This is a genomic window from Micromonospora sp. WMMD1219 (assembly GCF_049315215.1).
In the GTDB taxonomy this organism is placed as follows: Bacteria; Actinomycetota; Actinomycetes; order Mycobacteriales; family Micromonosporaceae; genus Micromonospora; species Micromonospora tulbaghiae.
Genome location: NZ_CP186057.1, coordinates 4,574,924 through 4,592,775, shown reverse-complemented (window position 1 = coordinate 4,592,775; position 17,852 = coordinate 4,574,924). Strand labels below are relative to the sequence as shown.

The following is a 17,852-nucleotide window of genomic DNA, read 5'->3' as shown; positions in this document are numbered from 1 at the left end:
TCCCACGGCGCCGGGGACGGCCCCGCGACCCGAGAGGTCGCGGGGCCGTTTCACGCGTGCACCAGCCCACCTGCGGCATAACGTTGAACCGAACGGTTCAGTGTCGTACGGTGAACCTCGTGGTTCAGCAAGAGACGCTCGACCGGGTGTTCGCCAGCCTGGCCGACCCCACCCGACGCGACATCCTGATCCGGCTCGGCGCGGGCCCGGCCACCATCAGCGAGCTGACCGAGCCCACCGGGATGAGCCTCACCGGCATGCGCAAGCACGTGCGCGCGCTGGAGGACGCGGGCCTCGTGGTGACGCGCAAGGTCGGCCGGTCCCGGCAGTGCCGGCTCAGCGAGGCGCCACTGGACTCGGCCATGGCCTGGATCGCCTTCTACCGACGGCTCTGGGCGCGCCGCCTCGACGGCCTCGACGCCTATCTCACACTCACCACGGAGGACCGCGACCATGACGCTCCACATACGGGTGACACGACACCTTCCGGGCACCCCTGACGAGGCGTTCGACGCCTACACCGACGCCGGCAAACAGAAGATCTGGTTCGGCATCCTGGACGAGGAGCCCGGCATCGTGGAGATCGACGTCGACCTGCGGGTCGGCGGGAGGCAGACCGCCGTCTGGGGTCCGTCCCCCGACATGCTGTTCCGTGAGACGCAGACGTTCCTGGAGATCGACCGCCCGCGCCGGCTGGTCACCGAGTCCACGGGCACCGGCCCGGACGGCACGACCATGACCACGCGCATCGAGGTCACCTTCGAGGCGAGGGACGGCGGCACGCTGATGACAGTGGTGCAGAGCGGCTTCCCGACCCCGGACCTGCGCGACTTCTTCGCCGGCGAGGTCTGGGCCGGGGCGTTCGCCCGCATCGAGGCTTACCTGGTCCGAGAGCACGCAGAGGAGACCTCCCGTGGCTGACCTGTCCCGCACCGCCGTCGTCGCGCTCGCCACCGCCGCCGCGGTGGTCGTCAACCTGATCGTGTACGCGATCGGCAGGGCGGCCGGCGGCAGCTTCCTGTTCACCGCCGACGGCCGGCGGGTCGAGGTCGACGCGGTGACCGTCGCGGGCTTCAGCGCGCTGCCGCTGGCGCTCGGGCTCACCGCCGTCGCCCTGCTGGCGTCCCGGTTCGCCTGGGTGGTCCGGGCGGCGCTGATCATCGGCCCGGCGCTCGCGGTGCTCACGATCGCCACCATGACGCTGCCCGCCGACCTGGACACCACCAGCACGATCACGCTGGCGGTGTGCCACCTCACGCTCGCCCCGATCATCGTCGTCGCGGTGACCGCTCTCGGTCGCCGCGCCACCGCCGGCCCGGTCGCCGCCTGAGGCCGGGCGCTACCGGCCGCGCCCGCCCGCCGTCACCGGGTGTGGCCGGGTAGACACCCACCACCGGCCCTTTTTGCCGACACCGCGTTGTTAACATGACGACATGGTGTCGACAAGTTTGAGAGGTGGCGGCTGATGTTCCTGGCCATTCGCGAGCTGGGGTTCGCGCGGCTGCGATTCGCCTTGATGGGGGCCGTGATCGCGCTGATCTCGGTGCTGATGGTGATGCTGTCCGGCCTGTCCGTCGGGCTGGTCCGCGACGGTGTCTCCGGCCTGCAGAACCTGCCGGTCACCTCGTTCGCCTTCGCCCACGGAGTGCAGCACGACTCGGCGTTCTCGCGCAGCGTGGTGGACGCCTCGGCGGTGGACACCTGGCGCGACCAGCCGGGCGTGGCGGAGGCGACGCCGTTCGGCAACACGCTCGTCAACGGGCGTACCGACGGGGGCACCGAGGTCGACCTGGCCCTGTTCGGCGTCGAGACCGACTCGTTCCTGTCGCCCGCCGTCAGCGAGGGCGACCGGCTCGGCCCGGCGGACGGGATCGTGGTGAGCCCCACCGCCATCGACGCGGGCCTGCGCGTCGGCGACACCGTGACGGTGGACCGGCTGGGCACGCGGCTGCGCGTCGTCGGCGTCACCCAGCAGCAGGACACCTTCGGCCACGTCGACGTGGCGTACGTGCCGCTGGCGACATGGCAGGCGGTCAAGTCCGGCACCCCGGCCGGCGCGCAGACGCCGGCGCAGGCGGCCCAGGAGATCACCGCCGTCGCGGTCCGCGCGGCCGACGGCGACTCGGTGGACCTGGCCGCGGGCGACAAGGCGGCGGGCACGGAGAGCCTGACGCTCGACGAGTCATACGGCGCCTCGCCGGGCTACACCGCCGAGACGACAACGCTCCAGCTGATCCAGGGCTTCCTCTACGCGATCTCGGCGCTCGTGGCCGGCGCGTTCTTCGCGGTCTGGGCGATCCAGCGCAAGCAGGAGGTCGCCGTGCTGCGGGCGCTGGGCGCCTCGACCCGCTGGGTGCTGCGCGACGCCCTCACCCAGGCACTGATCCTGCTGGCCCTCGCCATCGCCGTCGGCATGGGGATCGGCCTCGGCCTCGGCGCGCTGATCTCCGGCGGCAACGTCCCGTTCGCGCTGCACCCGCAGAGCATCGCCGCCGCCGCGGCCGGGCTGCTCGTGCTCGGCCTGGTCGGCGCGGCAGCCGCAGTCGTCCGCCTCACCTCCATCGACCCGGCGACCGCCCTGGGAGGCAACCGATGAGCAGCCGGACCACACCGTCCCCCTCGACGCCGGGCACCATCCCGGCCGACCTCGGCCTGGTCATGCGCGGCGTCCACCTGCGGCACGGCGACGGCGCGGAGACCGTGCACGCGCTCGACGACGTCGACCTGACCGTCGCGCCGGGCGAGCTGGCCGCGATCGTCGGGCCCTCCGGCGCCGGCAAGTCCAGCCTGCTCGCCGTCGCCGGCGGGCTGGCCCGCCCCGACGAGGGCACCGTCACCGTGGCCGGGCACGACATGACCGTGTCCAGCCGCCGGGCGCGCACCGAGCTGCGCCGACGGCACGTGGGGTTCGTGTTCCAGTCGGGCAACCTGCTCCCCGCGCTGACCGCCGCCGACCAGCTGCGCCTGCCGCTGCGGCTGGGCGGGCGACGGGAGCGGTCCGGGCGCGACCCGCTGGAGATGCTCGCGCACGTCGGCCTGGCCGGTAAGGCCGACCGCCGGCCGCACCAGCTCTCCGGCGGCGAGCGCCAGCGCGTCGGCATCGCCCGGGCGCTGATGACCGAGCCCTCGGTGCTGCTGGTGGACGAGCCGACGGCGGCCCTGGACCGGGCCCGCAGCCACGACATCGTCCAGCTGCTCGCCCAGGAGGCGCGGGAGCGCTCGGTGGCCGTCGTGATGGTCACTCACGATCACGACGTGCTGCAATACTGTGACACCATCTACGAGATGATCGACGGCAAGCTGGCCACGAGCAGCTGACGGCGACGAGCAGGGAGCGACGCGGACCGGACACGGGCGGCGGGAGACACGGGGAGGTCGGTGTGCCGAAGATCCAAGCCTCGACCGTCGCGGAACACCGGGCCGCGCAGCGGGCGGCGTTGCTCGACGCCGCCCGCACCCTGCTCTCCGAGCACCCGGAGCAGATCCCGAGCCTGGCCGACGTCGCCCGGCACGCCGGGCTGGCCCGGTCCAGCGCGTACTCGTACTTCAAGTCCCGCACCGACATGTTCGACGTGCTGGTCGCCGACACCTTCCCCCGGTGGTCGGCCTTCGTCGAGAAGCGGATGGCCGAGGCCCGCACGCCGGGGGCGAGAATCCTGGCGTACGTCGAGGCCAACCTGCAACTGGTTGCCCGGGGCGACCACGCACTGGCCCGGGCGCTGGCGTCGGCGGGCAACAGCGAGGTGCTGGCGACCTCCAGCCGGCTGCTGCACGACAGCCTCGAGGCCCCGTTGCGCGCCGCGCTCACCGAGCACGGGGCGAGCGACCCGGACCGGATGGCGGAGCTCGTCCAGTCGGTCGTCTACGCCCTCAGCCGGATGATCGAGAACGGTCTCGACCTCACGGCCGCCACCGGCCTCGGCCGCGAGCTGCTCACCCCGTACCTGCGCCCGGACGCCGGCTGACCGCCCGCCCCTGACCTCCGGCGCGGCGCGACGGCGCCCGGCCGTCACCACGCCTGCTGAACAACGACGGCCCGGGTCGTCGCCGGCAGCCGCACCACGGGTGCGCGCCCGGTCGACGACCCGGGCCGACGCGCGTCCGCAGCCGGCACCCGGAGGCGCATCCGCATACCCGGAGGACGCCCACCGACACGGTCCGGCGCAGCCGTCCGAACGATCGGCGCGGGCCACCGACCAGGGATCGGCGGCCGGCACTGTCGTCCGATCAGGAGGAACCGAACGATCGACCGCCGCATCGACGGTCATCATCGGTCACCGTTCCGCCTAGTGGAACAGCAGCTCAGAGGTGGTGCGGCGGACTAAGTTACTGATCAGTAGCCCGTTGACGGCATGTGAACCCGGCCCTACCGTTCCACTCAATCGAACGGCGTACGGTTCATCCGAACGCTCTCGGCCTCGCCGAGTGCGGCCCGAAACAGGAAGTCCGAGGCATGCCTGACGACAAGCTTCTCGCTCTTCTCTCCCCCACCAGGCTCGGTCGCCTCACCCTGCGGAACCGGGTCTTCGTCCCCGGCCACACCACCAACTTCGGACTGAACAATGTGCCCACCCGTCGCCACGTCGCCTACCACGCGGAGCGGGCGCGCGGCGGTGTCGGCCTGATCATCACCGAGGCGATCCGCGTGCACCCCACGAGCGCGGGCCGCAGCATCAGCCTCGGCAGCTTCGACGACTCGTCGATCCCGGCGTACGCGGCGGTGACCGAGGCCGTGCACGAGCACGGGGCACGCATGTTCGCCCAGATCATGCACGCCGGACGGCAGGCCAACGGCGACGCGACCCGTACCGCCGCCTGGTCCTCGTCGCCGGTGCCGTGGGCGGCCGGCTCGCACGTGCCGCACGCGATGGGACGCCGGGACATCGCCGTCGTCGTCGCCGCGTTCGCCGCCGCCGCGCGGCGGATGCGCGAGGCCGGCTTCGACGGCCTGGAGGTGCACGCCGGCCACGGCCACCTGCTCCAGCAGTTCCTCTCCCCGCACACGAACACCCGCGACGACGCGTACGGCGGCAGCCTCGACAACCGGATGCGCCTGACCCGCGAGGTGCTGACCGCGGTGCTCGCCGCCGCCCCCGAGCTGCCCGTCGGGCTGCGGGTCAGCGCCGACGAGTTCCTGCCCGGCGGCCTCGACCCGGCCGCGGTGCTGGAGATCGTCGGAAAGCTGCGCGCCGAGTTCCCCCTCGCCTACGTGCACGTCAGCCACTCCGCCTACCACGGCAGCTGGTCGCTCGCGACCCAGATGGCGGACATGAGCTTCGGCCACGCCCCGTTCCGGCACCACGCGGCGCTGTTCAAGCGCGAGTTCCCGGACCTGCCGGTGCTCGCGGTGTGCCGGCTGGACAGCCTGCCGGAGGCCGCCGAACTCGTCGCCGCGGGCGAGGCCGACCTGGTCGGCCTGGCCCGCCCGCACATCGCCGACCCGCACCTGGTGCGCAAGGCCGAACAGGGCCGCCAGCACGAGGTACGCGCCTGCCTGGCCTGCAACCAGGGCTGCATCGGCCGCCTGGAGACCAGCCTGCCGATCTCCTGCGTGGTGAACCCGGAGGTCGGCGCCGAGCGGGAGTGGGCCGACGCCTGGCCGGAGCTGCCCGGGCCGTCCGGCGCGCGGAACGTCCTCGTCGTCGGCGGCGGGCCGGCCGGGCTGGAGGCCGCCCTCTCCGCGCACCGGGCCGGGCACCGGGTGACGGTGGTCGAGGCGCGCGACCACCTCGGCGGTCAGGTGGAGGTGGCCGCTCGCGTACCCGGACGGGAGCGGCTCGGTCTGCTCACCCGCGACCTGGCCCGCGACGTCGAGACCGCCGGCATCCCGGTCCGGCTCGGCCACCGTGCCGGCGTCGAGGACGTGCTGGCCGGCGACTACCAGGACGTCGTCCTCGCCACCGGTTCCCGGCCCGCCCGCCGCGAGCTGCCCGGCGGCCCGCCGGTGATTGACATCTGGCAGGCCGTGGACGACCTGGCCGACCCCGGCCACCGGCCCGCCGGCGCCGTCGTCGTGCTCGACGACGAGGGCACCTGGTCGGCGGCCTCGGTCGCGGAGGCGCTCGCCCGGCGGGGTGCCCGGGTCCACCTCGTCTCCCCCACCGCCACGGTGAGCGCCAAGATCACCACGTACTCGCGGCTGGCGCTGCTCAAGCGCTTCGCGGACCTGGGGATCGCGGTCCACCCGATGCGGACCGCCCGCGCGGCGGGCGCCACGGCGGTGGCCCTCGGCGGCCCGCTCGCCGGCGGCGAGACCATCGTCGAGGATGTCACCACGGTCGTCGACGGCGGCTCGGCGCAGGCCGCGGACGAGTTGTACCGGCAGCTCGACGCGCTGCCCGACGGCCCTCGCGTCCACGTCGTCGGTGACGCGAACGCCCCCCGCACCGCCTTCGAGGCCGTCTACGAGGGACGGATGGCCGGCGCGTTCCTCGGCGCCTTCGACACCGCGTCCGCCCAGCGCGTGCGGTACGCCCACTGACCCGTCCACCCCGGTCGCGGTGCACCGCGGACCGGACCTCCCCCACCTGTAGAGGAGACAAGCATGCTGGACATCGAGGAGCGCCTCACCCTGGATGAGCGTTCCGCCGTGGACTTCGTCCTCGGCCTGCGCAAGCGCTGGGCGGACACCGTCTACCCGGCGCTGCGCGAGGAGTACGGCGCCACCGGGGCGTCGGCCACGACGATCGCCGACGCCGGTCAGGTGCTGCGTGGTCTTCCGCTCTACCCGTGGTTCAGCCACCTGGAGCGGGTGCAGCAGAAGATGCTGTGGAAGGTCGCCGGCGACGCGGTGCTCAGCCGCCGCGAGGAGCTGACCGACCAGCTCACCTCGCTGCCCGAGCAGCCGAAGGGCTCGCTGGAGCTGAACCCCGACCTGGAACTGCCCGACTGGTACACCGACTACGACATCCACATCCAGCCCGGCAGCTTCTTCTCCGACGACATGTCGGCCTACGTGTACGAGTTCGGCGCGCGCATCGTCATGCTGCGCGACAACGACGGCTACAAGTTCCACACGCTGTTCGCCCAGACCGCGCTGCCCGAGCTGCCCGCGGCGACCCGGATCGTCGACATCGGGTGCGGTTTCGGCAAGAGCACCCGCCCGCTGCCGGCCAAGTACCCGACCGCGGAGGTGATCGGCGTGGACCTGGCCGCACCCGGTCTGCGCCTGGCCCACGCCGAGGCCGAGGCGACCGGAGTCGCGATCGACTACCGGCAGGCCGACGGCCGGGCCACCGGCATCGAGTCGGACAGCTGCGACGTGGTCACCGGCACGATGGTGCTGCACGAGATGCCGGCCGCCGCGATCCGGGAAACGATCGTGGAGGCCGCGCGCCTGCTCAAGCCGGGCGGCTCGCTGCGCTTCCTGGAGTTCATGCTCACCGGCGACCCGCTGCGCGACGCCACCGTCTACGAGCACGCCGAGCGCAACAACGAGCCGTTCTTCCACGACCTGTTCGGTTCGGACCTGATCGAGGTCTGCACCGAGGCCGGCCTGACCGACGTGTCGTGGACCCCGTTCGACGAGCGCCGCAACGGCGTCCAGCCGCAGGGCTGGGGCGACCGTCCCGAGTGGCACTTCCCCTGGGCCGTACTGGCCGCGACCAAGCCGGAGGCGTGATGAGCACCGAGTTCGACTACTTCGGGGACCCCAAGGTCGGCAAGCTGCTCGACCTGGTGCTGCAGCTCTCCACCGAGCTGCACGTGACCCGCCAGCGGGTACGCGTCGTCGAGGCGCTGCTGGTCCGTTCCGGCGCGCTCACCGCGGGCGCCGTCGACGGCTTCGTCTCGACCGAGGAGGAGCAGCGGGTCCTCGACCGGGAGCGGGACGAGCTGCTGGCCCGCCTCATGCGCATCCTCACCGAGCACGGCCCCGCGGAGCACCCGCTGCGGGACCAGTGGGAGGCGGCCCTGAGCGAGAAGACCGGCTGATGAGCACACCGGACGCGCCCGGCCTGATCGACAGGTACCTGCAACTGTGCGAGGACCGCGAGCTCGACGAAGCAGGCCGCTTTCTCGCGGCGCAGGCGCGGTTGGTCTTCCCGGGCGGCCGGGAGTACTCGTCGCTGCGGGAGATGGCGGCCGCGTCGACCGGAACCTACCGGTGGGTGCGCAAGCACCGGGACCGCTACCTGGTGGGTGACGCCGACGGGCGGGTCACTGTGACCTCGCTCGGGCGGCTGTACGGGGAATGGCTCGACGGCACTCCGTTCGAGGACATCCGCTACGCGGACGTGTTCGTGCTCGACGGCGGACTGATCGTCGAGCAGCACGTCTACAACGATCTGGCCCTGGTCGCGCAGCAGCGCGACAGCTGATTCCCCCGCCTCCGCCGTCACGGCGGCGGAGGCGGTCTCCCCCGACTCACGACGAGGTGTGTGCATATGAAACGAAAGTGGGCTCTGCTCCCGGCGGCGCTGGCCGCCACGCTGGTCCTGGCCGCGTGCGGCGGCGGCTCCGACGACGAGGCCGGCGGCGAGGGCAAGGAGGCGAAGCTGACCATGGCCATCGCCTCCGCCGTGATCGGCCCGAAGGAGGAGGTGGCCGTCTACGCGGTCGCCAAGGAACTCGGCTACTTCGCCGAGGAGAAGCTGACCGTCGAGACGATCAACGCCGATGGCTCGGTCGCCGCCCTCCAGGCGGTCGCGTCCGGCAGCGGTGACATCACCCCCGCCGACGCCGGCTCGGCGCTCGGCGCGGTGGAGAAGAACGTGCCGATCAAGGCGATCGGCGGCCTGGTGCAGAACTGGCCGTGGGTGATGGCGGTGAAGCCGGACTCCCCGATCACCGGCGGCGCGGACCTGCGCGGCAAGAAGATCGGCGTGATCAGCCTGGCCTCCGGCTCGGCCCCGTACGCCCGCGCCTACGTCAAGGCCGCCGGCCTGGACCCGGCCAAGGACGTCGAGCTGCTGCCGGTGGGCGTCGGCGCGCAGGCCGCCGCCGCGCTCAACGACGGCAAGGTCGACATGCTGGCGCTCTACACCCAGGCGTACGCGGTCATCGAGAACGCCGGCACCGAGCTGAAGTACCTGACCAACCCGGACGTGTTCACCGGCATCCGGTCGCTGACCTTCAGCGTCGGCGCCCGTGACTTCGACGCCAAGAAGGACTCGTACGAGCGGTTCCTGCGCGCGGCGTACAAGGCGATGCTCTTCTCGGCGAAGAACCCCGAGGCCGCCATGAAGATCGGCTACAAGGTCTTCCCGCAGATCCTCGCCGGCAAGTCCGCCGACGAGCGCCTCAAGGCCGACACCGAGAGCCTCACCGCCTGGCTGAAGACGGCCACCCCGGCCAGCGGCGACCCGGAGCAGTTCGGCGACTGGGGCGCGATCAGCGACGACGAGTGGGCGAAGACCCAGGCGTACACCAAGGAGGCCGGGCAGATCACCGGCGACGTCGACCTGAAGAAGCTCTGGGACCCGAGCCTGCTCTCCGGCGCGAACGACTTCGACAAGGCCGCGGTGCTGAGCAAGGCCGCGAACTACACCGCCTAGGCAGCGGACAGCGGAAGGGATTTCGATGGCCATCAAGGCGACGGCCCGCCGGGCGCAGACGCAGGCTCCGGCATCGGTGTCGGAAGACTCCTGGATCGAGATCGACGGGCTGGACAAGGAGTACCGGCCCCGTAAGTCGGCACCGACCCAGGCGCTGAGCGACATCAACCTGACGGTACGTCGCGGCGAGTTCATCTCGGTCGTGGGACCGTCCGGGTGCGGCAAGACCACATTGCTGAAGATCCTCGCCGGGCTCAGCCCGAAGTCCGGCGGCGCGGTACGGATCGCCGGGCGGGACGTGACGAAGCCCCTTCCCGAGGTCGGGATGGTGTTCCAGGCACCGACGCTGCTGCCGTGGCGCACCATCTTCGACAACGTGATGGTGCCGGCGGAGATCCAGCGACTGGATCCCCGCCGGCACCGGGAACGCGCGCAGCAACTGCTCGAGATGGTCGGTCTCAACGGCTTCGAGCAGAAGTACCCGCACGAGCTCAGCGGCGGCATGCAGCAGCGGGCCGGCATCTGCCGGGCGCTCGTGCACGACCCGGCGGTACTGCTGATGGACGAGCCGTTCGGCGCGCTCGACGCGATGACCCGCGAGTACATGAACGTGGAGCTGCTGCGCATCTGGCAGGAGAGCAACCAGACGATCGTGCTGGTCACGCACTCCATCCCGGAGGCGGTCTTCCTCTCCGACCGGGTGGTCGTGCTCAGCCCCCGGCCGGGCCGGATCGCGGAGGTCCTGGACATCGACCTGGAACGGCCGCGTGACCTCGGCGTCATGTCGTCCGACCGGGCCGGGGTCTACGTGGAGCGGATCCGCCGACACTTCAACGCCGCCGGCGTTATCGACTGACGAGGGACAGCCATGGCAACAAGCAACCTGGTCCGCGAGCCGGCCCAGCCACCGGCGCCGTCCGCCCGGCCCGCCCGGCCCGCCCGGCGCAAGTTCGACCTCCGCGAGAAGCCCCAGCTCTGGCTGGTCCCGACGGTCTTCGTCGTCGTCGTGCTGGCCTGGGAGTACGGCGTCGCGCTCATCGGCGTCGACGAGTACGTCCTGCCGCTGCCGTCGAGCGTGGTCGAGTCGCTGTGGCAGCAGCTCGGCGACGACCAGTTCTGGGGTCACTTCTGGGTGACCACCCAGGAGGCGCTGCTCGGGTTCGTGATCGGTGTCGGGGCCGCGCTGCTGCTCGGCACGTTCATCTCCCAGATCAAGATCGTCGAAGCCACCCTGATGCCGTACATCGTGGCCTTCCAGACCGTGCCGAAGGTCGCCCTGGCCCCGCTGTTCGTGGTCTGGTTCGGCTTCGGCCTGACCAGCAAGGTGGTCATGGCCGCGGTGATCTCGTTCTTCCCGATGCTCGTCAACGTCATCGAGGGTCTGCGGGCGGCCGACGCCGACAAGATCCAGATGCTGACGGTGTTCGGCGCGAGCAAGACCCAGATCTTCCGGATGGTCCGGCTGCCCAGCGCGCTGCCGTTCATCTTCGCCGGCCTGGACATCGGCATCGTCTTCGCCATCCTCGGCGCGGTCGTCGGCGAGTTCATCGGCGCCAAGGAGGGCCTGGGCTACCTGCTGCTGCAGACCAACTACAACTTCGACATCGCCGGCATGTTCGCCGTCCTGGTGGTCCTGTCGGTGATGGGTCTGGTGGCGCACTTCGTGATCCGGCTGCTGCAGAAGCGCCTGGCCTTCTGGGCCGAGGACACGAAGGTGATCGGCGCGTGACGACAGCTGACGGGACCGTCGTCACGCGTGCGGAGCACCGGCCGGGCGTGGTTCACGCCCGCCCGGCCGGTGGCCGAACGGGAAAGGCAGGACACGAGACATGAACACCGACCCGAACCGGTTCGACGGGCGGGTGGCACTGGTCACCGGCGCGGCCCGCGGCATCGGCGCCCGGATCGCCGCGACCCTCGCACAGCGCGGCGCGACTGTGGCGCAGGCCGACCTGCTCGACGACTGGGCGGAGGCCGAGCTGACCGGCGGCGCGCACACCCGGCACCGGGTGGACGTCCGGTCGGCCGCCTCCTGCACCGACCTGGTGGCCGAGGTACTCGACTCCCACGGCCGCCTCGACCTGCTCGTCAACAACGCCGGGATCGTCCGGCGCGGGCCGGCGGCCACGATGTCCGAGGAGGACTTCACCGCCGTCCTGGACGTCAACCTGACCGGCACGTTCCGGATGTGCCAGGCCGCGTACCCGGCGCTGCGGCAGACCCGCGGCGCGGTGGTGAACATCGGCTCCACGAACGGGCACATCGCGGTGCTGAACACGCTCGGGTACTGCGTCAGCAAGGCCGGCGTGATGCACATGGCGCGCGTACTCGCCCTGGAGTGGGCGCCGGACCGGATCCGGGTCAACGCCGTCGGACCCACGATCGTCCCCACCGACATGACCTCCGACGTACGCGGCGACGAGGCGTACCTGGCCGACAAGATGGCGAGCATCCCGCTGGGCCGGATGGCGCAGCCGCAGGACGTCGCCAACGCGGTCGCCTACCTGCTCAGTGACGCCGCCGCCATGACCACCGGGCAGACGATCTTCGTCGACGGCGGCGTCACCATCCACTGACTTCCCCCTCTCCGACCCCTTCTGTGAGGACCACCATGCCCAAACCGGATACCGCGGCCGCTCTCGCGGCCGTCGACGCCCACTTCGACGAGTTCGTCGAGGAGCTCCAGCAGCTGTGCCGCATCCGCAGCCGCCGCCAGGAGCCGGAGCAGATGGAGGCCACCGCCGAGTTCATCGCCGGGTCGGTCCGCCGCTGGGGCGGCGAAGCCGAGATCATCCCGTGGGAGCAGTCGTACCCGTACGTGCTGGCCGAGGTGCCGGGCGAGGGCGACAAGGCGCTGCTGCACTTCACCCACTACGACGTGGAGGTCGAGCCGGCCGGTGACGACGCCGACTGGATCAGCCCGCCGTACGCGGCGGAGATCCACGACGGCCGGCTGTACGCCCGGGGCGTGGCCGACGACAAGGGCGTCGTCATGTCCCGCATCCACGCGGCGGCGGCCTGGAAGCTGGCCGGGCTGACCCCGCCGGTGACCAACCGGATCATCTTCGAGGGCAAGAAGTGGCTGCACAGCCCGGGTCTGGGCTCGTTCGTGCAGGCGCACGCCGACCGGCTCGCCAGCGACGCGGCGCTGTGGGAGAACTCCTGGCTCGACGGCGAGGACCGGCTGCTGCTCAAGCTCGCCGAGAAGGGCGTGCTCTACCTGCGGCTCACCGCGCAGACCCTGCCGCGCGACCTGACCAGCCAGAACACCGCGCTGCTGCCGGCCGCCACGGCCCGGCTGGCCGCCGCCCTGGCGCAGTTGCAGCGGCCCGACGGCACCGTGACGATCCCCGGTTTCGCCGACGACGCCCGGCCGCCGACGGACGAGGAGCGGGCGCTGCTGGAGAAGGTGGCGTTCGACGGGGACTTCCTGCGCAAGCGGGCCCAGGTCGACCGGTTCACCGGTGACCTGGACGACCAGGCCGCCGCCGTGGCCATCCGGACCGTGCCGACGCTCACCGTCGCCGGTTTCGCCGGCGGCGACATGCGCGACGACGTGACACTCGGCATCCCGTCGACCGCCTCGGCGAAGCTGGAGATCCGGCTGGTGCCGGGCCAGGACCCGGACCGGGTGCTCGGCTGCATCCGCGACCACCTGGCGGCGACCGGCTTCGGTGACCTGCGCATCGAGGTGATGGCGACCAGCCGGCCCAACCTCACCGACCACCGCGACCCGTTCGTCGCGCTGGTCGCCGACGCGGCCCGCCGGGTGTACGGGACCGAGCCGGTGATCGAGCCGTACACGCAGTGGATCGGCAACCAGGGCGTGATCGCCGACCGGCCGATCGTCGGCGTCGGTGTGTCCCGCGCCGACTCCGGTGTGGACGGCCCGAACGAGAACATCCGGCTGGACGACTACAAGGCCGGCATCAAGCACGTCATCGAGGTCATGGCGGCGCTGGCGGTGGCCGAGTGACCCGGGCCCGCGGCGTGGCCCGCCGCGCCTACGTCGACGTGCCGTGGGGTCAGGTGCACTACCGGCACGGCGGCGACGCCGACGCCCCGGTGCTGCTGATGCTGCACCAGTCCCCGCTCTCCTCGGCCACCTACGACGCGGTGATCGAGCCGCTGGCCCGCCGCGGCCTGCGGGTGATCGCCCCGGACACGCCGGGGTTCGGCATGTCCGACGCGCCGCCGCGCCCGTGGTCCATCCCGGAGTACGCGGCCGGGGTGTGGCAGTTCGCCGACGCCCTCGGGCTGTCCCGGGTGCACCTGCTCGGGCAGCACACCGGCGCGATCGTCGGCGCCCAGGCGCTGATGTCGGCGCCGGAGCGGGTGCACCGGCTGATCCTCCAGGGCATCCCGCTCTACGACGAGCAGGAGCGGGCGGAGAAGAAGCGGTCGTACGCGCCCGGCTACGTGCCGGCGCGCGACGGCGGGCACCTGACGGTGATCTGGGACCGGGTGTACGGCCTGTACCCGCGCCTGACCCCGGAGGAGGCGGACCGCCAGGTCACCGAGTACCTGCTGACCGGCCCGGACTACGCCACCGCGTACCGGGCGGTGTTCGACCACCACGTGGACACCGCCGCCCTGGACGCGCTGCCCATCGTGCTGCTGCACGGCGCCGACGACCTGCTGGACCGGATGACGCCGCAGGTGCGGGCCGCGCTGCCCGGCGCCGAGCTGGTCACCATCCCCGGTGGCACCGACTTCGTGGCCGACGAGCAGCCGGAGGCGTTCGCCGACGCGGTCGCCGCGCAGGTGCACGCCGACCTCGGGCGGGAGGTGGCGGCGTGAACGCGGGCACCCCGGTCGCCGAGGCGAAGGTCGTACCGGCGAACACGCTCTACACCGCGACCGTCGAGGTCTCCGGCGGCCGGGGCGGCAGCGCCCGGTCGCTGACCGGGTCGCTGCGGGTCGACCTGACCCGCCCCGCGCAGCGGGGTCCGGACGCGCCCGGCACCGACCCGGAGGAGCTGTTCGCGGCCGGCTACGCGGCCTGCTTCGACAGCGCGCTCGCCGTCGCCGCCCGGCAGGCCGGCATCCGGCCCGGTCCGACGACTGTCACCGCCTCGGTCTCCCTCGGGCAGACGCAGGACGGCCGGTACGCGATCGCGGTGGTGCTGGACGTGTCCGCGCCGCAGTGCCCGCAGGCCGACCTGGAACGCGCGGTGGAGCTGGCCGACCGGATGTGTCCCTACTCGAACGCCCTGCGGGGCAACACCGCGGTGGCGATCCGGGTCGATGGCCACCGCTGACCTGACCGAGCCCGCAGCGGTCCCCCACCCGGCGGATCCGCCGCGGCCCGCCGGCCCGATGGCCCTGGCCGTCGGGCTCGGCGCGGTCTACCTGATCTGGGGCTCGACCTACCTGGGCAACCGGGTGGCCCTGGACAGCATCCCGCCGCTGGTCGCCACCTCGGCCCGGTTCCTGGCCGCCGCGCTGCTGCTGTTCGCGGTGGCGGCGCTGCGCCGGGGAGCGGCCGGGCTGCTGCTGCCCCGGCGGCAGTGGGGCGGAGTGGGCGCCAGCGGGCTGCTGATGGTCGGTGCGGGCAGCGCGCTGCTCGCACTGGGCCAGCAGTACGTGGCGACCGGGCTGGCGTCGCTGCTGGTGGCGGGCATGCCGCTGTGGGTGCTGGTGTTGCGGCTGGCCGTCGGGCCGCGGCCGTCGGCGCTGGCGGCGGTGGGTGTGCTCGGCGGGGTGGCCGGGCTGGCGCTGCTGTTCTCGGTGCCGACGCAGGGAGGGCACCTGGGCGGGATGCTGCTGCTGGTGGTCTCCACGATGGTCTGGGCGCTGGGCTCGACGCTGTCGCAGCGGCTGCAGATGCCCGCCGACCACCTGGTGGGCACCGGCTGGCAGATGCTCGTCGGCGGCGTCGCGGTGGCGGTGGCGAGCGTGGTCAGCGGTGAGCTGGGGCGGTTCCGTCCGGCCGACGTGACGGGCCGGTCCTGGATGGCGTGGACCTACCTGATGCTGGTGTGCACAGTGGTCGGCTTCAGCGTCTACACGTGGCTGCTGCGCAACGCGCCGATCCAGCTCGCGTCCACCTACGCGTACGTCAACCCGGTGGTGGCGGTCCTGCTCGGCATGATGGTGCTGGATGAATCGTTGTCCGGACGACAGGTGCTCGCCGGTGCCGTGGTGCTCGCCTCGGTGGCGCTCGTCATCGCGCGGGAGCGACCCCGGCAGGCCGGCGGCCTCCCGCCCGGGAAGACCCCCGTCGCGCCCGCCTGACGCCCGGCGACCCCGCACACGTACGTCGACACTGGAGGAACAGAGATGATCACGACAACGGTCGTCGAGAGCAGCGCCGGCCGGACCCGTTCCGGTCTGGGACGCGCCCTCGACATCGTCAACATCATCGCCGAACGGGCACCGGAGACCCTCGGCGTGTCGACGATCGCGCGGGAACTGGGCCTGCCGAAGGCGGTCGCCCACCGGATACTCAAGGAGCTGGTGGCCGACAACTTCCTCACCTTCAACGAGGAGACCAAGCGGTACCGCCTCGGCACCGGCGCGCTGGCGGTGGGCCTGGCCGCGCTGCGCGCGCTGGACGTGCCGGACATCGCGCGCCGGTACCTGGTCCGGCTGGTCCGCGACAGCGGCGAGACCGCCACGCTGTCGGTGCGGCAGGGCTGGTCGCGCGTCTACATCGACCAGGTGCTCTCGCCGCACGAGGTCCGGATGTCGGTGTCCCTGGGCACCAGCCACGCGCTGCACTCCGGGTCGTCGTCGAAGGCGATCCTGGCGGCGCTGCCGGACGCCGAGGTGGACGACTACCTCGGCCACCACCCGCTGGACGCGGTCACCCCGGCCACCATCACCTCCACCGCGAAGCTGCGGGCCGAGCTGGCCCGGGTCCGCCGCCAGGGGTACGCGGTGAGCATGGGTGAACGGCAGAACGGCGCCGGCAGCGTCGCCGCGGTCGTGCGCTACGCGACCGGGCAGGTGTTCGGCTCGATCTCGCTGTGCGGGCCGCAGAACCGGTTCACCCCGGAGGTGTGCGCCGCGCACGGTGCGCTGGTCGCCGCGGCGGCGGCGGAGATCTCCGCCGAACTGGGTTTCCGGCCGCCGGCGCAGCGTGTCGCCGGCCGGACGGGTCAGGAACAGAACTGGGGAGGTGGAACAGGTGAGTGACGGACCGCTGACGGGCCTGCGGGTGCTGGACGTCTCGACGATCCTCGCCGGACCGCTGTGCTGTCAGATCCTCGGCGACTACGGCGCCGACGTGATCAAGATCGAGCATCCGACCATGGGTGACAGCATGCGCGGCCACGGCAAGGCCAAGGACGGCCATCCCCTGTGGTGGAAGGAGATCTCCCGCAACAAGCGGCTGGTCGGGCTGAACCTGTCCGCGCCGGAGGGCGCGGCGCTGCTGCTGCGGCTGGCCGAGCGCGCCGACGTGCTGGTGGAGAACTTCCGGCCGGGCACGCTGGAACGCTGGGGCGTCGGCCCGGAGGAGCTGCACCGGGTCAACCCCGGTCTGGTGATCGCCCGGATCACCGGCTTCGGGCAGACCGGCCCGTACGCCTCCCGGGCCGGGTTCGGCACGCTGGCCGAGGCGATGAGCGGCTTCGCCCATCTGACCGGCACCGCCGACGGCCCGCCCACGCTGCCCGCGTTCGGGCTGGCGGACAGCATCTGCGGCATCGCCACCTCGTCGGCCGTGATGATGGCGCTCTGGCACCGGGAGCGCTCCGGCGGCCGGGGCCAGGTCGTCGACATGAGCCTGCTGGAACCGATCATGACCGCTGTCGGTCCCGGTCCCACCGTCTACGACCAGCTCGGCGTGGTGGAGCAGCGGCAGGGCAACCGCTCGACGAACAACGCGCCGCGCAACACGTACCAGACCAAGGACGGGTCGTGGGTGGCGATCTCCACCAGCGCCCAGGCCATCGCCGAGCGGGTGCTGCGGCTGGTGGGCCACCCCGAGGTGATCGACGAGCCGTGGTTCCGTACCGGCGTCGGGCGGGTGGCGCACGCGGACCTGCTCGACGAGTACGTGGGCTCGTGGATCGCCGAGCGGACCCGCGACGAGGTGGCGGCGGCGTTCGCCGAGGCCGGCGCCGCTGTCGCCCCGGTCTACAGCGCCAAGGACATCGTCGAGGACCCGCACGTCCAGGCCACCGAGATGATCACCACGGTCGACGATCCGGACCTCGGCCCGATGCGGATGCACAACGTCATGTGGCGGATGTCGGAGACGCCGGGCCGGATCCGGTTCACCGGCCGCTCCCCCGGCGCCGACACCGACGCCCTGCTCGTCGAGGAGCTCGGCTGCGACCCGGCCGAGATCGCCGACCTGAAAGCCCGTGGCGTCGTCGCCTGACGACGCCGACAGCCGAAACGCGAGGA

Annotated in this window: 20 protein-coding genes; all 20 read left to right on the top strand. The window is 72.3% G+C overall.

Annotation, left to right across the window (positions count from 1 at the left end; translation table 11 throughout):
- Positions 1 to 119: 119 nt before the first annotated feature.
- The 20 genes from ACN27C_RS21440 (at position 120) to ACN27C_RS21345 (ending at position 17,826) form a co-directional block, all read left to right on the top strand.
- On the top strand, positions 120 to 500 hold the full coding sequence (locus tag ACN27C_RS21440; protein WP_120573738.1) for an ArsR/SmtB family transcription factor: 381 nt from the start codon (positions 120 to 122) through the stop codon (positions 498 to 500).
- Positions 454 to 921, top strand: coding sequence for an SRPBCC family protein (locus tag ACN27C_RS21435; RefSeq protein WP_358171595.1), 468 nt, complete (start codon positions 454 to 456; stop codon positions 919 to 921). The genes ACN27C_RS21440 and ACN27C_RS21435 overlap by 47 nt, the downstream gene beginning before the upstream one ends.
- Positions 914 to 1,330 carry a DUF6069 family protein gene (locus ACN27C_RS21430; protein ID WP_252448047.1) on the top strand — a complete coding sequence of 139 codons (417 nt, stop codon included), beginning with the start codon at positions 914 to 916 and terminating at the stop codon, positions 1,328 to 1,330. The genes ACN27C_RS21435 and ACN27C_RS21430 overlap by 8 nt, the downstream gene beginning before the upstream one ends.
- 135 nt (positions 1,331 to 1,465) lie before the next feature.
- Positions 1,466 to 2,596, top strand: coding sequence for an ABC transporter permease (locus ACN27C_RS21425; protein ID WP_120569458.1), 1,131 nt, complete (start codon positions 1,466 to 1,468; stop codon positions 2,594 to 2,596).
- Positions 2,593 to 3,318, top strand: a complete 726-nt coding sequence (locus ACN27C_RS21420) for an ABC transporter ATP-binding protein (protein ID WP_357794884.1) — start codon at positions 2,593 to 2,595, stop codon at positions 3,316 to 3,318. Before ACN27C_RS21425 ends, ACN27C_RS21420 begins: the two co-directional genes overlap by 4 nt.
- A gap of 62 nt (positions 3,319 to 3,380) precedes the next feature.
- Positions 3,381 to 3,965, top strand: coding sequence for a TetR/AcrR family transcriptional regulator (locus tag ACN27C_RS21415; protein ID WP_357794887.1), 585 nt, complete (start codon positions 3,381 to 3,383; stop codon positions 3,963 to 3,965).
- A 488-nt stretch (positions 3,966 to 4,453) separates the two neighbouring features.
- Complete coding sequence (locus tag ACN27C_RS21410) at positions 4,454 to 6,481, top strand: FAD-dependent oxidoreductase (protein ID WP_422747676.1); 2,028 nt, start codon at positions 4,454 to 4,456, stop codon at positions 6,479 to 6,481.
- A gap of 63 nt (positions 6,482 to 6,544) precedes the next feature.
- Positions 6,545 to 7,621, top strand: a complete 1,077-nt coding sequence (locus ACN27C_RS21405; protein ID WP_422747674.1) for a class I SAM-dependent methyltransferase — start codon at positions 6,545 to 6,547, stop codon at positions 7,619 to 7,621.
- Positions 7,621 to 7,932, top strand: a complete 312-nt coding sequence (locus ACN27C_RS21400; RefSeq protein ID WP_120569453.1) for a hypothetical protein — start codon at positions 7,621 to 7,623, stop codon at positions 7,930 to 7,932. Before ACN27C_RS21405 ends, ACN27C_RS21400 begins: the two co-directional genes overlap by 1 nt.
- Positions 7,932 to 8,318, top strand: coding sequence for a nuclear transport factor 2 family protein (locus ACN27C_RS21395; RefSeq protein WP_120569452.1), 387 nt, complete (start codon positions 7,932 to 7,934; stop codon positions 8,316 to 8,318). Before ACN27C_RS21400 ends, ACN27C_RS21395 begins: the two co-directional genes overlap by 1 nt.
- A gap of 66 nt (positions 8,319 to 8,384) precedes the next feature.
- Positions 8,385 to 9,494: an ABC transporter substrate-binding protein gene (locus tag ACN27C_RS21390; protein ID WP_422747671.1), complete on the top strand. Its 1,110-nt coding sequence runs from the start codon at positions 8,385 to 8,387 to the stop codon at positions 9,492 to 9,494.
- Positions 9,495 to 9,519: 25 nt separating this feature from the next.
- On the top strand, positions 9,520 to 10,350 hold the full coding sequence (locus ACN27C_RS21385; protein WP_175438667.1) for an ABC transporter ATP-binding protein: 831 nt from the start codon (positions 9,520 to 9,522) through the stop codon (positions 10,348 to 10,350).
- Positions 10,351 to 10,362: 12 nt separating this feature from the next.
- On the top strand, positions 10,363 to 11,223 hold the full coding sequence (locus tag ACN27C_RS21380; protein WP_120569450.1) for an ABC transporter permease: 861 nt from the start codon (positions 10,363 to 10,365) through the stop codon (positions 11,221 to 11,223).
- A 100-nt stretch (positions 11,224 to 11,323) separates the two neighbouring features.
- A complete protein-coding gene (locus ACN27C_RS21375) occupies positions 11,324 to 12,070 on the top strand; it encodes an SDR family NAD(P)-dependent oxidoreductase (RefSeq protein WP_252448039.1) in 747 nt (248 codons plus the stop codon).
- A gap of 35 nt (positions 12,071 to 12,105) precedes the next feature.
- Positions 12,106 to 13,470: a M20/M25/M40 family metallo-hydrolase gene (locus ACN27C_RS21370; RefSeq protein WP_123109430.1), complete on the top strand. Its 1,365-nt coding sequence runs from the start codon at positions 12,106 to 12,108 to the stop codon at positions 13,468 to 13,470.
- Positions 13,467 to 14,294: an alpha/beta fold hydrolase gene (locus ACN27C_RS21365; RefSeq protein ID WP_422747667.1), complete on the top strand. Its 828-nt coding sequence runs from the start codon at positions 13,467 to 13,469 to the stop codon at positions 14,292 to 14,294. Before ACN27C_RS21370 ends, ACN27C_RS21365 begins: the two co-directional genes overlap by 4 nt.
- A complete protein-coding gene (locus tag ACN27C_RS21360) occupies positions 14,291 to 14,755 on the top strand; it encodes an Ohr family peroxiredoxin (RefSeq protein WP_422747665.1) in 465 nt (154 codons plus the stop codon). The genes ACN27C_RS21365 and ACN27C_RS21360 overlap by 4 nt, the downstream gene beginning before the upstream one ends.
- A complete protein-coding gene (locus ACN27C_RS21355) occupies positions 14,742 to 15,731 on the top strand; it encodes an EamA family transporter (RefSeq protein WP_422747662.1) in 990 nt (329 codons plus the stop codon). Before ACN27C_RS21360 ends, ACN27C_RS21355 begins: the two co-directional genes overlap by 14 nt.
- Positions 15,732 to 15,776: 45 nt before the next feature.
- Positions 15,777 to 16,634 carry an IclR family transcriptional regulator gene (locus ACN27C_RS21350; RefSeq protein WP_121685366.1) on the top strand — a complete coding sequence of 286 codons (858 nt, stop codon included), beginning with the start codon at positions 15,777 to 15,779 and terminating at the stop codon, positions 16,632 to 16,634.
- Positions 16,627 to 17,826, top strand: a complete 1,200-nt coding sequence (locus ACN27C_RS21345; RefSeq protein WP_252448003.1) for a CaiB/BaiF CoA transferase family protein — start codon at positions 16,627 to 16,629, stop codon at positions 17,824 to 17,826. Before ACN27C_RS21350 ends, ACN27C_RS21345 begins: the two co-directional genes overlap by 8 nt.
- Positions 17,827 to 17,852: the final 26 nt, after the last annotated feature.

What these genes read in the sequence shown, in the direction of transcription:
- ACN27C_RS21390 (WP_422747671.1), top strand. Translation starts at nt 8,385, where the DNA reads ATGAAACGAAAGTGGGCTCTGCTCCCGGCGGCGCTGGCCGCCACGCTG.
- ACN27C_RS21425 (WP_120569458.1), top strand. Translation starts at nt 1,466, where the DNA reads ATGTTCCTGGCCATTCGCGAGCTGGGGTTCGCGCGGCTGCGATTCGCC.
- ACN27C_RS21370 (WP_123109430.1), top strand. Translation starts at nt 12,106, where the DNA reads ATGCCCAAACCGGATACCGCGGCCGCTCTCGCGGCCGTCGACGCCCAC.
- ACN27C_RS21400 (WP_120569453.1), top strand. Translation starts at nt 7,621, where the DNA reads ATGAGCACCGAGTTCGACTACTTCGGGGACCCCAAGGTCGGCAAGCTG.
- ACN27C_RS21420 (WP_357794884.1), top strand. Translation starts at nt 2,593, where the DNA reads ATGAGCAGCCGGACCACACCGTCCCCCTCGACGCCGGGCACCATCCCG.
- ACN27C_RS21395 (WP_120569452.1), top strand. Translation starts at nt 7,932, where the DNA reads ATGAGCACACCGGACGCGCCCGGCCTGATCGACAGGTACCTGCAACTG.
- ACN27C_RS21435 (WP_358171595.1), top strand. Translation starts at nt 454, where the DNA reads ATGACGCTCCACATACGGGTGACACGACACCTTCCGGGCACCCCTGAC.
- ACN27C_RS21385 (WP_175438667.1), top strand. Translation starts at nt 9,520, where the DNA reads ATGGCCATCAAGGCGACGGCCCGCCGGGCGCAGACGCAGGCTCCGGCA.
- ACN27C_RS21380 (WP_120569450.1), top strand. Translation starts at nt 10,363, where the DNA reads ATGGCAACAAGCAACCTGGTCCGCGAGCCGGCCCAGCCACCGGCGCCG.
- ACN27C_RS21350 (WP_121685366.1), top strand. Translation starts at nt 15,777, where the DNA reads ATGATCACGACAACGGTCGTCGAGAGCAGCGCCGGCCGGACCCGTTCC.
- ACN27C_RS21405 (WP_422747674.1), top strand. Translation starts at nt 6,545, where the DNA reads ATGCTGGACATCGAGGAGCGCCTCACCCTGGATGAGCGTTCCGCCGTG.
- ACN27C_RS21410 (WP_422747676.1), top strand. Translation starts at nt 4,454, where the DNA reads ATGCCTGACGACAAGCTTCTCGCTCTTCTCTCCCCCACCAGGCTCGGT.
- ACN27C_RS21375 (WP_252448039.1), top strand. Translation starts at nt 11,324, where the DNA reads ATGAACACCGACCCGAACCGGTTCGACGGGCGGGTGGCACTGGTCACC.
- ACN27C_RS21355 (WP_422747662.1), top strand. Translation starts at nt 14,742, where the DNA reads ATGGCCACCGCTGACCTGACCGAGCCCGCAGCGGTCCCCCACCCGGCG.